At 51.4% G+C, this 14,703-nt stretch carries 9 protein-coding genes; 2 read left to right on the top strand and 7 right to left on the bottom strand.

Annotated features, from left to right (window positions below; genetic code table 11):
- Window positions 1–413: 413 nt before the first annotated feature.
- The 7 genes from H1D31_RS15485 to H1D31_RS17340 form a co-directional block, all read right to left on the bottom strand.
- A complete protein-coding gene (locus H1D31_RS15485; RefSeq protein ID WP_261259720.1) occupies window positions 414–1,316 on the bottom strand; it encodes a DUF2220 domain-containing protein in 903 nt (300 codons plus the stop codon).
- Entirely contained in the window at window positions 1,316–2,563 is a 1,248-nt protein-coding gene (locus tag H1D31_RS15480; protein ID WP_261259719.1) for a hypothetical protein, read from the bottom strand. The genes H1D31_RS15485 and H1D31_RS15480 overlap by 1 nt, the downstream gene beginning before the upstream one ends.
- Window positions 2,563–3,183 (bottom strand): hypothetical protein, encoded by a 621-nt coding sequence (locus H1D31_RS15475; protein WP_261259718.1) that lies wholly within the window; start codon window positions 3,181–3,183, stop codon window positions 2,563–2,565. The genes H1D31_RS15480 and H1D31_RS15475 overlap by 1 nt, the downstream gene beginning before the upstream one ends.
- A complete protein-coding gene (locus H1D31_RS15470; RefSeq protein WP_261259717.1) occupies window positions 3,183–6,848 on the bottom strand; it encodes an ATP-binding protein in 3,666 nt (1,221 codons plus the stop codon). The genes H1D31_RS15475 and H1D31_RS15470 overlap by 1 nt, the downstream gene beginning before the upstream one ends.
- Before the next feature lie 83 nt (window positions 6,849–6,931).
- Window positions 6,932–7,546 (bottom strand): YigZ family protein, encoded by a 615-nt coding sequence (locus H1D31_RS15465; protein WP_261259716.1) that lies wholly within the window; start codon window positions 7,544–7,546, stop codon window positions 6,932–6,934.
- A gap of 92 nt (window positions 7,547–7,638) precedes the next feature.
- Window positions 7,639–9,819 carry a S41 family peptidase gene (locus H1D31_RS15460; protein WP_261259715.1) on the bottom strand — a complete coding sequence of 727 codons (2,181 nt, stop codon included), beginning with the start codon at window positions 9,817–9,819 and terminating at the stop codon, window positions 7,639–7,641.
- Between the two features lie 205 nt (window positions 9,820–10,024).
- Entirely contained in the window at window positions 10,025–12,514 is a 2,490-nt protein-coding gene (locus H1D31_RS17340; protein WP_314733004.1) for a S8 family serine peptidase, read from the bottom strand.
- A gap of 287 nt (window positions 12,515–12,801) precedes the next feature.
- On the opposite strand from H1D31_RS17340, the gene H1D31_RS15445 reads away from it, so the two are divergent.
- Together H1D31_RS15445 and H1D31_RS15440 are read left to right on the top strand one after the other, a co-directional pair.
- A complete protein-coding gene (locus H1D31_RS15445; RefSeq protein ID WP_261259714.1) occupies window positions 12,802–13,221 on the top strand; it encodes a hypothetical protein in 420 nt (139 codons plus the stop codon).
- A 23-nt stretch (window positions 13,222–13,244) separates the two neighbouring features.
- Window positions 13,245–14,672 carry a hypothetical protein gene (locus H1D31_RS15440; protein ID WP_261259713.1) on the top strand — a complete coding sequence of 476 codons (1,428 nt, stop codon included), beginning with the start codon at window positions 13,245–13,247 and terminating at the stop codon, window positions 14,670–14,672.
- The last annotated feature ends 31 nt before the right edge of the window (window positions 14,673–14,703 follow it).

The following is a 14,703-nucleotide window of genomic DNA, read 5'->3' as shown; positions in this document are numbered from 1 at the left end:
TACATCGGTTTTTTATAGCGCACAATAGGTTATAGGTACAGCTGGTATTGGCATTTGCTGCAAATACGGATTAATCCGTCTAAAAGCGTTGGCTATGCTCAGATGCGAACAGGATGTTCATACAGCTCCAATATCCGCTTTTAGCACAAAGCGGCCGTTCTTCGTTAAAGTAATTCGTGCATACCTAACCAAAGCGGCCTAACCAGCTATCGCAGATTGCGACTCCGGTACGGCAAGCATACCGGAGTCGTGGTTTGGTGCTTTTAGGGAGAGCGGTTTAGCGTTTGGTAAAAAGTCATTATTCTTCGCTAAAGCTTTGATTGATCATGAGGGCGATGGTTTCTCTCTCACTATCGCAGGTTGCGACTCCGGTACGCTAGCATACCGGAGTCGGGGTGCGAGGCAGCATCAGGTTATGACTTTTGTTCGGCAAGTGCGCGTGTGTAGGATGGCGCTAGTAGCGGCACCGGCGTAAGTGGCATCGCCTGCATCTGTTGCTGGCGCAGGCCTTTTAGTTGTTGGCAGATTAGTTGCTGATAGGGGGTAAAAGCCGGGTGCATAGCCATGGCTACTAAGCCGGGTTTGAATTTTAACTGCTTGTCATCCAGGATCGCCGGGCTGGCAGCATGTTGAAATTGGCTTAGCTCGGGTAAGAGCATACTGCTGCAACCTAAACTGATGGCGATGCTTAACCCCGCTAAATCGGCATCGCCAAAATAGACACAGGGTTTACCGGTTTGCTGCCAGGCAGCAGACAGTGCCTTACCACCGCTACTATACTGGTTATCGCCACGATAGATGATCAGTAGCTGCGGGTACGGCATCGTGAACGTAAATCGCTCCAATTGATAGAAGCAATCCAGGTTTTCTACTACTAGTAGGGCGTCATAGGCGCTGAGCAGTATTTCCTGCCAGTCGAGATCGCTAAACTGCAGTGCTGGCAAGCCTTGAACGTAAAGTGGGGTGTTAAGCCTGACTAATACCCGATGCTGACGTGGGCTGGCGCCTGCGCTTTTTAGCTCTTGCTGGCTATGTAAGCTTTGTTGCAGCCGATCCTGGCTGCTTAAGGGCTGGCGGAAACACGCTTGCCCTAACGCTTGCTGGGCCTCTGCAATTTGCTCTAACAGCGCCCGATTAAATTGCACTGTAGCTAAGCGCGCACTGTGTGCCGGTAATAATTGCTGTTCAATACACCAGGCAATTACCTGGGCGGCGATCTTACTGTCGGCCTTGATGACAGCACTGCCGTCGCGTTGCAGGCGCTGCTCCAGCTTTAACAGCCAGTTTAGCGCCTGTAACCCCAGAGCCTGATGCATCAGGCTGCCTGCAAACCAATACTGATATCGCGGATCAGGTACAGGCTGTTAACGGCGCTGGCCGGGCTTTCTTCGCGTTGAAGCTGGAACATCTGCTTTTCTGCCACCGGTAATGCCTGATACTCGGCCAGGATCTGATAGAGCCAGATTTCGCTGTCCCAGGGCAGTTGTTGTTCTGTCAGATACTCCAGTGCACTTAAACTGCCGCCGCGGTCGATAACCCGCAAATAGAAGTTTTCGACATCGGTTTTTAGTGCCAACTGGCGGGCTGCAATTTCTTCATCCTGCAGCAGCTCACTAAAGCTGGCGCTTGGCGTATCAGACAGCGTTACCGCAACCTGCCGTGGCAAGGCGCGTACCAGTTCGGCCAGTATTTGCCGTTCACTGGCTTTATCCAGCGCGATAGCGGCCTGTGGCCGGATGGCACTGGCCTGGTTAAACAGGTCCGGTAGTTCGCTGCGGTTGGGATAATCGGCCGGCTGATATTTTGGATGCTGGCGTAAAAACGCCACCATATTGCTAATCAGCAAGGATCGCGATTGTTGCTGGCGGAACTTGGCCAGCAGTTCGACCAGGCGTTTTTGCACTTCCAGCAAGCTACTATGATGCGAGCTCAGCTGGCTTTGCAGCTGGCTGACCAGCAGCTTACGCAGATGGTTATTGCCTTCCGACAGTTCAATCAGCTCGGTAAAGTCGAGCAGATCCAGGCCATCGAGCAAGCGGCGCAGTTGTTTTTGTGCGCGCTCGTTTTCGCGAATTTTATCTTCCAGACTACTGACAAAGCCAAAGTCACTGTTGAGCCGGTGCCACAGGCTGTCGATCGCCTCTTCAAACTGGCCGCTTAAGTCATGCACATGCTCAGTTAACCGCTGCAGCTGTAACTCGGCCACCGCATAGTCGCCTTTGTACTGCGCATCGCGGTATGCCTGCACCCGGTTGCGGATTTGCTCCAGTTTTTCGGCCACGTCGGCGTTGATCTGGCGGCGGTTTTCATCAGCCACCATACTGGCGATCAGCTCGCTGACTAAAGGCCGCAGTGCCAGCGGTTGTTGTTCGTCTGGCCGCCACAAAATACGGGCGGCAATCAGCTTTTTCAGCGCCCCTTCGCTAAAGGCCGTTTCATCGACATAGCCATCCAGATAACCCTGCATCAGTTGCTTATGATACTTGCCGAGTAAAGCCAGCCGCTCAGCACCGGTATTAAACAGGTTGGAAGCGATGCCCGGGGTCGGATCCAGCGGCGCCATCAGAGTAATGCCTCCTGCTGCGGGGTGTCTTCTACCGGCAGATGTTCTTCATCGCGGATAAAGCGAATCACATCAATCAGATAATCAATTTTACCGGTAACGATATAGTACTGGCGGTCGGCATGCGGCTGCAGCAGATAGCCATGTTCTTTTAAGCGACGGAAAATCAGCTTTACCTGACTATCCAGTTGCTCGCTCTGGCTATTAAAAAAGCGGTCGCTGGCCAGTGTATTCAGGCGTTGGCGCAGGCTCTGGTTATCTTCGGTACGTAGCACAAACTCCTGCAGCTTGATGGTATCGCCGGCGGTCAGGGCGCTATCCCGGCCCAGGGTTTCCTGTACCAGTTGCAACCATTCCAGCAGCGGCAGCAGTGACTGCACCGTTTGCGCAAATTGCTGACTCAGCTGCTCGCGTGCCTCTTGGCTCAGCTCGTAGTAGCCAAGAAAATACACGCTCTGGTCATCATTACTAACCAGCCGGCGGTTAAGCGGCCGCAGGTAATGATTGATGTCCTGCTGGGTTTGCTCGTTACTCAGATGTCGGTAGGCATCTTCATCGGTAATGCGGCAGATGAAATCGCCTGCCAGCAGGCGTTCCAGTAAGGGTCCGTGTTGTAGCATCAGTTGGCCTCCTGCTGTTTACTGGCTAAGCGCTCGGCTAAGCGGCTGATTTTGGGTTGAATACGTTTCAGGCGGCGCAGGCTGCTATTCTGCTGGTCCGGCTCAATTAAATAGCGGTGCTGGAATAACATTAACACATCGGATTCCGGGTTCGGGAAGGCGCCGACTATCACGATCTGATTGCTGCTACAGGCCTTAAACAGTTTCTCGACGTTGTGATAGGCCAGGGTACCGATTTCATCGATCGGCCAGTGGATGGTGACCTTAGCTGCACCGCGCAATAAGCGGGTAAAGGCCAGCAGGTACTTACACAGAATCAGATAAGCCATACCATGGCTGGAGGACTCCAGTAGCTGACGGTCGTTTTTAATTACCAGCTCGGAGCCGCCTTCGCTTAAATGCAGCTCAAGGCGTAACAGCGATTCTATACTGTACTGCTCATCGGCGCGCAGCAGCTCTACCACATCGGCCAGAGCATTCAGATACTGCTCCGACGGTAAGGCTTTACCGGAGGCGCCCCAGTCATCATAGAGCTTGGCAAAATGCTTCAGCGGCTGCCAGAAACCCAGCTCGTCGATGGTCGATAAAATCCGTACTTCCGATTTGCTGATCCCTTCCAGTACCAGATCGTCGGCCACGGCTTCGCTTAAGCGGCGGCTTTGCAGTGCAATGCGGCGGTTAATATCACTAAAGACGGTAAAGAATTTTTTCAGATCGCCGCCGATATTCTCGCCCATTTCCAGCAACTGTTGCTGGGCATCTTTCAGAATTTGCAGCAGGTTTTGCAGAATCGGCAGCTGGTCGCGCTCTTTCGCGTATTCCGGTAGTTTGCGTTTTTCATGCTCCAGCCGGTCGAGGAATTCCGGGCCGGCGTCTTTACTAAGCATGCCCTCAAACTGCGCCAGTGCTTGTTTCAGCAGGCTTTCCAGTTTGTTACGCTGCTCCAGTGCTTCATTAGCCCGGGCCAAACGTTCAATGATATCCGCACTCGGGTTCGCCGCGGCCGGGCTAATGCTGGCCAGCTGCAGTTCCTGCAGCTTGTAGAGCACGGGCTTTAACTGCGCCAGTAAGTGCTCGGCTTGCTGCATCTGCTCCTGTACGCTGCGCTTTTGTTCTTCCAGCTGTTTGCTGTTGGCGCTGTATTCGGTTTTTAACTGCTCCAATGCCTGCTTGCTGCTACGCAGCTGCTGCTTTAAGCCGGTTTCCTGCTCCAGTAGCTGCGGCCGCAGTTTCTGCCAGTCCAGCGCCATAAAGCTTTGCCAGGCGGTTAGTTCATCCTGGCGGCTCTCAACGGCTTTGATCTCGCTGCGTAGCTGATCCTGTTTCTGTTTTAGCTCGGTCAGGCGGCGCGGATCGATACCTTTCGCCGACAGTTCTTCGTTAAAGGCTTGTTGCAGCTCTTTAATTTGCTGCTGGTTATCATCGCGTTTGCGCTCAAGCTGCCGTTCCAGCTCGTCGATCTGCTCGTCAAACACCTGTAGCTCAGCCTGCCAGTCGGCTTTTAGCTCCATGCGCTGGCTGTGGTGATCATCTTTCAGCGCCTGCAGGTCCTGCTGCTGTTGCTGCTTGGTTTTTTCCAACTGCTGCTGCTGCGCAGACAGCTCGGCTTTAACTTTGGCCTGGCGCTGGGTCACCAGCTCACGCTGCTGCGCTTGCAGGCGGTTACGGGCATCGCGGGCGTACTCGATATTCTGCTCGTACTGGGTAAACTGCCACTCGGCCTGCTCGACCTGAGCCCGCAATAGCTCGGCCTGTTCAAAGCGCTCTTTTAACAGCTTTTCGGCCTGCTGTTTCTGGCTTTGCAGTTGTTGCACCTGCTGTTCGGCGGCTTGAATACGGTGGCGGATCGCGGCTTCATCCTGGGCATAATCCGGGGTATCAATGGCAGTCAGCTCCAGCGTCAGGCCATAGAGGTTGTCGCTAAGCTCACTCAGATGCGGCTGTAAGTCCTGCCGGTCCAGCAGGCGCTCGTCCAGCACCTTACCGAGTTTTTGCTCCCAGCCGTTATAGTGCAGGCGCAGGAAATGCCGCAGACTGCCTTGTTCCGGACTGAGCTGGCGGTGTAGTTGCTGTAGCTGTTGCTCGGCACTGTGCAGTGCTTTGCGGCCTTGCTCCAGTTGCTGATCGGCCTGTTCGCGTGCTTCGCGGGCCTTTTGATACTGCTGCTGTAATTGCTGCAGTTGCCGGGCCTGCTGCTGTGCCTGTTGCTGCGCTTGCTCCAGCCGCAGCTCGGCAACGCGCTGCGCTTCCAGCTCCTCTTCGGTTAAAGCCGGGCTGTTAAGCTGGCTTTGTAATACGGCGATCTGGCTGCTTAGCTGGGTTAGCTGGTCGGCATATTGCTGCTGGGCCTCTTGCAGGCGGCCCTGGAAGCCTTGCTCCAGTGTCGCCAGCTTGTGTTCCTGCTGCTCACGGGTCTGATCTTTTTGTTGTTGTAAGGTGCGCGCCTTGGCGCGGTGTTGCTCACTTAAGCGGTTAAAGGCTTCGGCCAGTTTGGCTTTGCGTTGCTCCAGCTGGCGCTCTAAATCGCCATGCTGCTCCACCATCAATTGATACTGCTCGGCCAGCTCCTGCAGGGTTTCACGCCACAGAGGCAAGGCATCGGTATCCCGCTGCAGTTTTGGCATATCCTTGCTGTCGTAGTCGTCATAGCGCTGCTGCAATTGGTCCAGACGGGCGCTGGTTTCATGTAAACCGGCTTCGGCCTGGGCCAGCTTGCTGCTCAGCTCCAGCTGTTGGGCGCTATACACATCCTTGGCGGTTTGCAGCTGCCCCCGCAGCAGATGCACCTGTGCTTCAGCATCGGCTTTACGTTGTTTTTGCTGCTGCTCATCGTCTTGTAGCAGCGGTAGCAGCGCCGCTAACAAGGCTTCACAGCCGTCGAGTTGTTGCGCCAGTTGCTTCAGCCGCTCAAAATCCTGTTGCAGCCGGTCCAGTCGCATCGACTGCCGCATCTGCTGGATCCATTCCCGCGCCTTGGTGTTTTTAACCTTAGTGGTGGGCAGAGTGACGCCGTCTTCTTCAAAGATCGCTGCCAGCATCGCTTTGAGCGTATCCATTTTGCCTTCTTTGGCATGCACGGCGCTGACCAGCTTTTCGATATGCCGCAGTTTATGGCCACTGGCAACCAGGCTGTAACTGCTGGCCAGGCGGCGCAGTTTAAGACTATCGGCATTGTTGCCGCGCAGCGCGGCGGCATCGTTCTGAATAATGCTGCGATACTCGCTGGTGGCACTGATTTTTGGCGACACCTGTACATCCGGGCGGGCGCGCATTGCCGCTGCCCAGTCACTGTAGCTCATACCTTTGGCGCCTTCGCTGCTGTGCTGCAGATAAAAGTCGCTCTGGTAGGGCGCGCCGACAAAGCGGTAATCAACACCACCGTCGCTTTTCCGGGTTAGCACCACCTGGCAAATTTCGCCGCCTTCGCGCCGGTATTCATAGATCAGATAGCTGTTGGTATAAGGCAGGTAAAATTCATCGAATTTTTTGCGGGTTTTTGGCACCACCCGGTTCGGCTGTTCACCGTAAAATACCGGTACCAGCCGCTGCAGCGTGGTTTTACCCGAGGCGTTGGTACCGCATATATTAGTATGCTGATCCAGTTGTAATTCCACCACACCCGGCAGGTGGGTATGGATCAGCACAATACGAAGTAATTGAGACATAGCGCATCCTATCGGCGGCGCAGAATCGCAGCGCCGCTATCTTCTGATTTTGGCGGTTATTATCCATGGAATGACAGGAATTGCTAGTCGGCCAATTCTTTTACCACTATGGCACCGGCACTGATATTTTGCAGTTGCAGGCACAGTGCGTCATGCTGTTCCAGCGGGAGCTGCACTTGCAGCATAACTTGTTGTTGATAATCTGCTGTCAGTAGTTCCGCCTGATACTGTGCCATTAGCTGCCGCACCCGCGCTTCCAGCGCGAAATCAAGCTGCAGTTGTAGCCGGGCTTTTGGGCTGACAGTTTGCAGGCTGGCTTGTTGTGCTGCCTGCGATACTGCTGCGGAATAAGCGCGGACCAGGCCGCCGGCGCCGAGCTTAATACCACCAAAATAGCGTACCACCACCGCCAGACAATTTCCCAGTTCGCGCTCGGTTAGCACATGCAGCATCGGTTTACCCGCTGTACCACTGGGTTCGCCATCATCACTAAAGGCCTGAGTCTGTGGCTGGCGGGTATTGCCAATAATGTAGGCCCAACAGACATGGGCCGCGTCTTTATAGTGCTCGCGGTAGTGCTGCAGCCAGTGCAGCGCTTGTTCACGATCGCTTACCGGTTGCAAGAAGGTAATAAACTCGCTGTTTTTCTCCAGCAGCCTGTGTTCAACGGCGGCAGCCAGAATACTGTAATGGCTCATCGCTGGCCTGTGTTATCTGAAACCAGGTCGCTATTATAGGCCGAAAAAAACCGGCAGTCAGGCTGCCGGTTATGTTAAAGCGTGTTAGTGGATTAATCGGCTTGCAGATACTGTAGCGCCTGTTCCAAGACTTCATCACGCCCGGCTTTGATACCTGCTACCGTTGGGGTAACGACAACATCGGGCACTATGCCAACCCGCTGTGTCGGTGTCTTATCCGGATAAAACACCCCGATACCGGATAACCCAGTCCAATAGCCACCAGGCAAGACGATATACGAGAGGTTGCCATCCGCACCGGCTGTGGTGCTACCAAACACTTTCGCTTTAGGCGCACCGCGAAATGCCATAGTGGTATATTCCGCCATACTTTGCGTTTGTTCGTTGATCAAGATGGCGATCTTACCCTTATAGTGATTCGGGTTGCTGCTACCGATACTCAGTGCCGGTGTCCAGACGAACTTACCCGGGTGTTCAACCGCCATGGCACTAAAACGGACAAACTCATGGGCTTCCGGATACAAATGTTGTCCAAGGCTGAACACAACAAAATCGCCCGGATAATTGCGAATATCGAGTACCAGGCCCCTGGTATCGGCCAGTTGTTGCATCATATTGTCGATATTTACCCCGGCAATTTTATCTAGCCTGATGTAACCAATATCAGGTGTAATGTGATGATAGGCTGTATCCCCGTGTAGCTGATAATAATACTGGCGTTTTAGATCCTTTATTTTGATGGTGTCTAATTGCACCTCCAGCGATGCTGCGTCCCGTTGTAACTGAATTTTAGTTTGGTTACTGTTGGTCGCTAATAATATCTCGGCAAACTGCCGTAAGCGGGTGGGTTCATTAGAGGCGGCTGCTACGGGTTTTAAATATGCCAGACGGTCGCTGATGGTCTGATCGTTAATGTGGGTGATGACATCGCCTACCTGGATCGGTAAGTTTTCCTGATAAACCTGAAACACCACAGCCTGATTTTCAACAAAACGGACTTCGAGTGGTGGCATTTTTTCGCCAACATAGCTTTTCTGGATCTGATTATCTGTTGCGCTGAATTGGCTGTGAGTATCATTGATTGCATAGATCACAGCAGCCAGTGCCAATTGGTACTCAAGCTTTGATTTGGCGTTAATGACGGCAGCGATACCATGTTCCAGCACCTGTTCCCAGGGTTGCTCGACCAGGTCACGGTAAGGTGAATAATACTGGATGATATTCCAGAGCCGGAACAGTGCCAGTAAGCGAAACCCAGAGTCTTCGTGTTTTACGTTAGTGTAAGATTTTTCATTAAAAAACGGGTTGCCAACATTGGGTTCTGGTCTTACCCAGTAGTGGCGTGATGGCAGTTCACTGTTAAAAACTCTGGCAAGTAATTGTGATAGCTCAGCAGACAGCCCCCAACTGTGCCAGAATTGGTCTGGTAGCACCAGTGCTGCCTCAGCAGTGCTCTTACAGCGCTGACAAGGGGGCAACTCCCCCAGAGCGTTGATCCAGTTCGCCAACAATTGGTCGCGTTTGGTGTTATCGGCGTTAAGGATGGCGGGTAAAAGCCGGAACAGCTCGGCGTCCATGCTGATTTCGCCACGAGCTGAAGCCGGGTGATAATATTTGATAAAGCCCCAGACTTTGCCCAGTAGCAATAAGTTTTGTTGCTGTGTGGCGTTAAGTTCAGTAATTCTGATACCGGAGTCTTGTTCAAATGGGTGGGCGGCAGCAGCGGCAAAGCTGACTTTAGGCACCTCTGTTATAGGGACGCCATCAAGTTTAATGCTGAGATCTGCGAAGAATGCTTCGCCAGTACCCGCTAACACCACCCCGAATGTATAGGAATCCACTGTGTCGGTGAGCTGAACGCTGACCTGAACCTGCTGCCAATCCTGGCTGCCACTGATCTGCCTATCTTTCATATTGTCATGTGCAAGCTCGGATGAGCCCGCATTGATAGCAAGCCAGAGACTTGCCCCGTCACCTGTAACATCCCGGGTTTTAATCCAGCCAGTTAGCGTTAGTTCCTTGCCCTGATGCTGAAAAGGGGGCATTTGTATCGCAAAAGCAGAGTCACCGCCGGTATCAGCGTTCCGGCTTAAACGCAAACTTTGTCCGTTGTTAGTCGGATGCTCTGTACTTAGCATCCCGGGTTCACTGCCTTCGATATACCAGCCTTTAGGTTGCTGATTATCGATGTCTGAAAAGTCCAGATTGAATGTGTCCTGCGCGAACGTTAAAGTTGGAATATAAAGTACGAGACTGAGTAAAAATCCTTTCATTGTGTTTCCTTGTCTGGCTGTAATATGAAACAAATTAGTTTCTTTATTTCAGTTGGATACAATAGGATTGTTGTTTATTATTTGCAACAGAAATGAAACTGGTTAGTGATTTGCTCTGTGTCTCTATATTGGCCAATGATTCAACCATCTAATTAATCAGCATAAAAAAATCCCCGCAGATGCGGGGATTTAGGGTGTTGCAAAATTAGAAGTTAACGACTAATTCGCCTGAACATACCTGAGTACCAGCTAAACACAGTTTATAGGTACTGGTTGGCGCCGTTGAGGTAAAGCGGTCGCGGTAACGATCACCTTCCACTGTGTCGATTAGCGTACCATCGCGATACACATCTACAGCCGCACCAATATCGTTCATCCGTAAATCAACAATAGTTGAGCCTGTTCTGGCGCGGGTAGCACGCAGCAAACTCAGGTTAAAGTTGATGTCAGCAACAGAAACCTGTTGTGAACTGGTACTGGTTAAACCGGTATCATCTGTTACGGTCAGCGATACAGTGTAGTCACCAGCCGCAGCGAAGGTATGGCTTGGGTTTTGCTGTGATGAGGTTGCGCCATCACCAAAACTCCAATCCCAGGCTACGATACTGCTATCTTCATCTGTTGATAAGTCAGTAAAGCTGGCAGTTAAACCGGAGATGCTGTAGCTAAACGCAGCTACCGGTGCAATCGGATCTACCGGGCCATCGTTTAATGCCGACAGATTCAGACGCCAGCTGTTCAGAGTACCGGTATCCAGACTTGCATTATCCGATACGAAAAGCACCCAATCGCCACTCATCTGTTCGCCGTTAAAGCTGCTGATTGGATAGTTACCGATCAGATCCCGTGCGCTGCCCCCGGTGCGGTTATGCAGAACATGCTGGGTGCCCGTTGGTGAGGTTAAGCGAACAAGCAGATCACCACGCCAGGTGTGGGTAATATTCAGGTCCACAGATGCACTGAAAATGGTGCCGTCATCCGGTACTGAAATAACGCTGGTAATACCTGCCGCATTATTATCAGGAATAGCAACAGGTGTATCGTTGATATAGCTGTAATCCTGTAAGAATGCCGGCGTAATATTTAAGCTGGCATTAACAGTACGCTGCAGTTCGCCAGATGAGTCTGTTGCGGTGATCGCCAGATTATAATCACCCCAGGCCGTGGCGGTGTCGGTATTAACTGTGAGCACTACTACATCACCAGGCATAGCACTGTTTGCAGACAGCGTCGCGCCTGACAGAGCAGGAGATGCGTCCAGCGACAGGTTAACGACTTGCATCCAGTCGGCTACGCTGTTGATATCCAGCGTAAAGGTCGCAGTGTCGCCAGCGACAATATTCTGGTTACGTGGCGTAAGTGCCAGGCGGAAGCCCGGAGCCGGATCCGCTTCCTCAAGCGCTCTGGCTAAGTTTAAACGTTTACCAGAGACGGTCTTACCCTCAAGAGCTGGCAGGCTGTCACCCGTCTCCATCAGAATGGCTTTCATTTCTAACGGTGTAATATCCGGGTTGACTGACCACAGCAGGGCTGCAGCACCGGCGACGTGCGGCGATGCCATGGAAGTACCTGAGTATGCCGCATAGCCGTTATTCGGAATGGTCGACAAGATTGCTGAACCCGGCGCACCTAAGTCTACACTGGTTAAACCATAGTTTGATGCGCCACTGGTAAAGACTGACAGGTTGTCGTTACGATCAGTTGAGGCAACTGATACGATAACATCCAGGTCGTATGCGGCAGGGTACATGGGGTTAACATCAGCATCACGACCGGCATTACCTGCCGCGGCGATAAACAGAATACCTGCATCGCCACCTGACTGAATGGCGGCGCGCAATGTTTCAGAGAAACCACCACCACCCCAGGAGTTATTGGTCGCTTTAATATCTACACCATGGTTTAGCTTAAGGTTAGTGTAGTAGTCGATACATTCAATGGCACCAGCGGTTGAGCCGCCCTGAGGTCCAAGGAATGAACATGGCAGTAATGTGACATTCCAGTTTACACCAACAACGCCAATACCATTGTCACCTGCAGCACCGATAGTTCCGGCGACATGAGTACCGTGAGAGTCGGTATCCATTGGATCACGATTTGGATTTAATGATGAATAACCATATGGATGGCCTGGCAGATTGCCTGGGTTGACCCAGCGGTTAGCGATAAGATCCGGATGGTTGTAGTCCATACCAGAGTCGATTACCCCGATAATGACACTATGGTCGCCTGTCGTCGTTTGCCAGGCATCCAGAGCTTTAATATCTGCACCGGCACGGCCACCGGCTTGTCCCGTATTATGTAAACCCCATAAATCACCAAAGCGTGGGTCGTTTGGCGGGGTAACAGCTGCACGGGTACTCTGGACCAGGTAGTTTGGTTCTGCGACCTCAACAGCAGGATTTCGGGCCAGTTGCTTCATAACGAAGTCTTTATTCACGCCTTTCGGAACCCGAACTTTTACGATCCGGCCATCCGCAACGTGTTGAAATGCCAGATCACGACCTTGAGCATCTAATTGACGCAGGCTGGCGCCTGTTCTGCGGATCAGTGTTTCCCGTTGTTGTTTATTAACACCTGGCTTGAACATTACCAGTATTGAGTCATCTGCGGCTGGAGCCTGCTCTTTGGCGAAGGCGCTACCGCTGATTAGCGCAGTACCCACAGCCAGGGCAATGAGAGATTTTTTTATCATAAACGTACCTGTTTTATTTTATAAGTTTGTGAATGGTGCTAACAGATTGCACAAAGGATAAATATCACAAAAGCTTCTGCGCGGGAGAGGATGCGCAATTTATAGGCCGGAAGAGCTAGCTCTGAGGCAGGTGTCCATGCTAATGAAATGATATAAGTCATTGTTTTTTAATGTTAATATTATTTTTCGTGTTAAGGAAAATTTCCGTTAATTAGGCCGTTCTTCCGATTGTCTGTTTGCGTCACTGCATTAGTCTTGGTTAACCAATAGTAAAAAAGGGGGAGGGCATGCAGTTTGTAATTACAAGGTGCTGGCAAGGGCTGCTACTGGTATCGGCTCTCTTAGCGGGCGTCGCTGAGGTTAGTGCAAACGACGCCTCTATCTCGCTGGCACAGTTGTTGGACCGGCATGGTAACAGTAATGCTCTGGTCATTTTACAGCGCGGCACAGCAAACAGCGTTGATGTCACGCAAAGCGGTCTAGCTAATGTTGCTGAGTTACAACAAATCGGCATGTTGAATGAGATTGCATTACAACAAGTCGGGGTGGGGAATCAGGCAAGTGTCCGGCAAGTAGGATTTGGTAATCAGGCCAATCTCGCACAGCTGGGAAATGCTAACGCTATTTCGCTGGAGCAACGGGGAGGGCAAAGTTTCGACCTGACCCAGATTGGCAACGGCATTGAAATATCTATCGTCCAATACTAATTAAATCGAGAAAGGAAGAACCAATGTTTAAGTTCACGTCACGTAAAACACTACTAGCTTTATCTGTCGCCGCTTGTTTATCAGGTCAGGCAGTTGCCAACGATACAGCAATAGTATTGCAAACGAACACTGGTAATCAGGAGAATCTGGTACAACTGGTGCAAACCGGCACTGCCACTTCAGATAACTTTATTATCGCTCAGCAGGTCGGCAGTGGGAATGAGACAGACATTCAGCAGAGCGGCACAGCTAATGAGATCGACACTTACAGCGGTGGTGACGCCAACTCAGTGCTGTTAACACAAGATGGATCCAGTCATTTAATGCTGGTTGAGGTTGAGGGTAACAATAACCTGGTCGAAGTCAATCAGATGGGCGTTGCTCAAGAAGCAACAGCATTAGTGCAGGGTGATGACAATCAGATCTCTATTGTTCAGGACGGCGGTTTGAACTGGACTCTGGCCGAATTCAGAGGCAACGGCAACAGCTATGAAGCTCTGCAGGACGGTGTGTTCAACGAATCGGCAGTTATCGGTGGCCTGGGCAATGACAACACTGTTGCTATTGAGCAGGACGGTTTTGCCAACGTTGGCGGTATTGTTGGGCTGCGGGGTAACAATAATGATATTGCCATTCAGCAATTTGGTGATGAAAACGTATTTATTGCCCGTAATTTCTCGGGTAACAACAACGAATTAAATATTTTTCAGGATGGTTCTGGCAACGAGTTCCAGATTAATCCGTTAAATGGCAATGATAATGTGGTGTTTGTTGATCAGGTTGGTGCGAACAACCTAATTGAAGCACCGATCGGAATTAGTGGTGATAACAATACCTACGACTTCGTGCAGGCCGGTGACGATAATTACATTTTCTTTGCCAGTGTAGGATCAGGCCACGATCTGATGATTTCGCAAACCGGCAATAACAATAATGGCGAGATGATTCTGGTTGGTAATGCTAACGTTGGTACTATCGAAACAACCGGAGATAACAACTATGCCGGCATCGGCCTGGTTGGTAATGCCAACAATGGTCGAATCAGCCAGAATGGTAGTGATAACTTCGCGCTGCTTGATGTGGCAGGTGATCGTAACCGTTTAAATGTGAATCAAGCTGGTAATGCCAACGAAGTTATCGTCACCGGTGAATCGGTCAATAACAACAATGTTACTGTTAATCAGCGTAACGGCGATCTGAACCTGGTAGACGTGTTACTTGAAGGTAATGGCAATACATTAAATGTATTGCAACGTGGCAGCCAAAACTGGGTTGGCGGTGATAATGCGCCGTCGTTCCGGGTTGCCGGTGATAACGGCACAGTGTTAATTACTCAGCAAGGTAGCGACAACCTGGTACTGGGTGCTCAGGGTGGCGTTGATAATGTGCTGCAAGTGGTACAGATTGGCTCATTCAACACTGCTATTGTGAACCAAAACGCACCAAATTAAATATTTGGGTTGTTTGTTGATCAGATGTTTA

The sequence above is a fragment of the Alishewanella sp. BS5-314 genome (genome assembly GCF_025377695.1).
GTDB lineage: Bacteria > Pseudomonadota > Gammaproteobacteria > Enterobacterales > Alteromonadaceae > Alishewanella > Alishewanella aestuarii.
This window is presented reverse-complemented; position numbering and strand designations above follow the sequence as displayed.

Excerpts from the sequence above, each read along its gene's own strand:
- H1D31_RS15485 (WP_261259720.1), bottom strand. The coding sequence starts at position 1,316 with ATGCATCAGGCTCTGGGGTTACAGGCGCTAAACTGGCTGTTAAAGCTG.
- H1D31_RS15480 (WP_261259719.1), bottom strand. The coding sequence starts at position 2,563 with ATGGCGCCGCTGGATCCGACCCCGGGCATCGCTTCCAACCTGTTTAAT.
- H1D31_RS15475 (WP_261259718.1), bottom strand. The coding sequence starts at position 3,183 with ATGCTACAACACGGACCCTTACTGGAACGCCTGCTGGCAGGCGATTTC.
- H1D31_RS15470 (WP_261259717.1), bottom strand. The coding sequence starts at position 6,848 with ATGTCTCAATTACTTCGTATTGTGCTGATCCATACCCACCTGCCGGGT.
- H1D31_RS15465 (WP_261259716.1), bottom strand. The coding sequence starts at position 7,546 with ATGAGCCATTACAGTATTCTGGCTGCCGCCGTTGAACACAGGCTGCTG.
- H1D31_RS15460 (WP_261259715.1), bottom strand. The coding sequence starts at position 9,819 with ATGAAAGGATTTTTACTCAGTCTCGTACTTTATATTCCAACTTTAACG.
- H1D31_RS17340 (WP_314733004.1), bottom strand. The coding sequence starts at position 12,514 with ATGATAAAAAAATCTCTCATTGCCCTGGCTGTGGGTACTGCGCTAATC.
- H1D31_RS15445 (WP_261259714.1), top strand. The coding sequence starts at position 12,802 with ATGCAGTTTGTAATTACAAGGTGCTGGCAAGGGCTGCTACTGGTATCG.
- H1D31_RS15440 (WP_261259713.1), top strand. The coding sequence starts at position 13,245 with ATGTTTAAGTTCACGTCACGTAAAACACTACTAGCTTTATCTGTCGCC.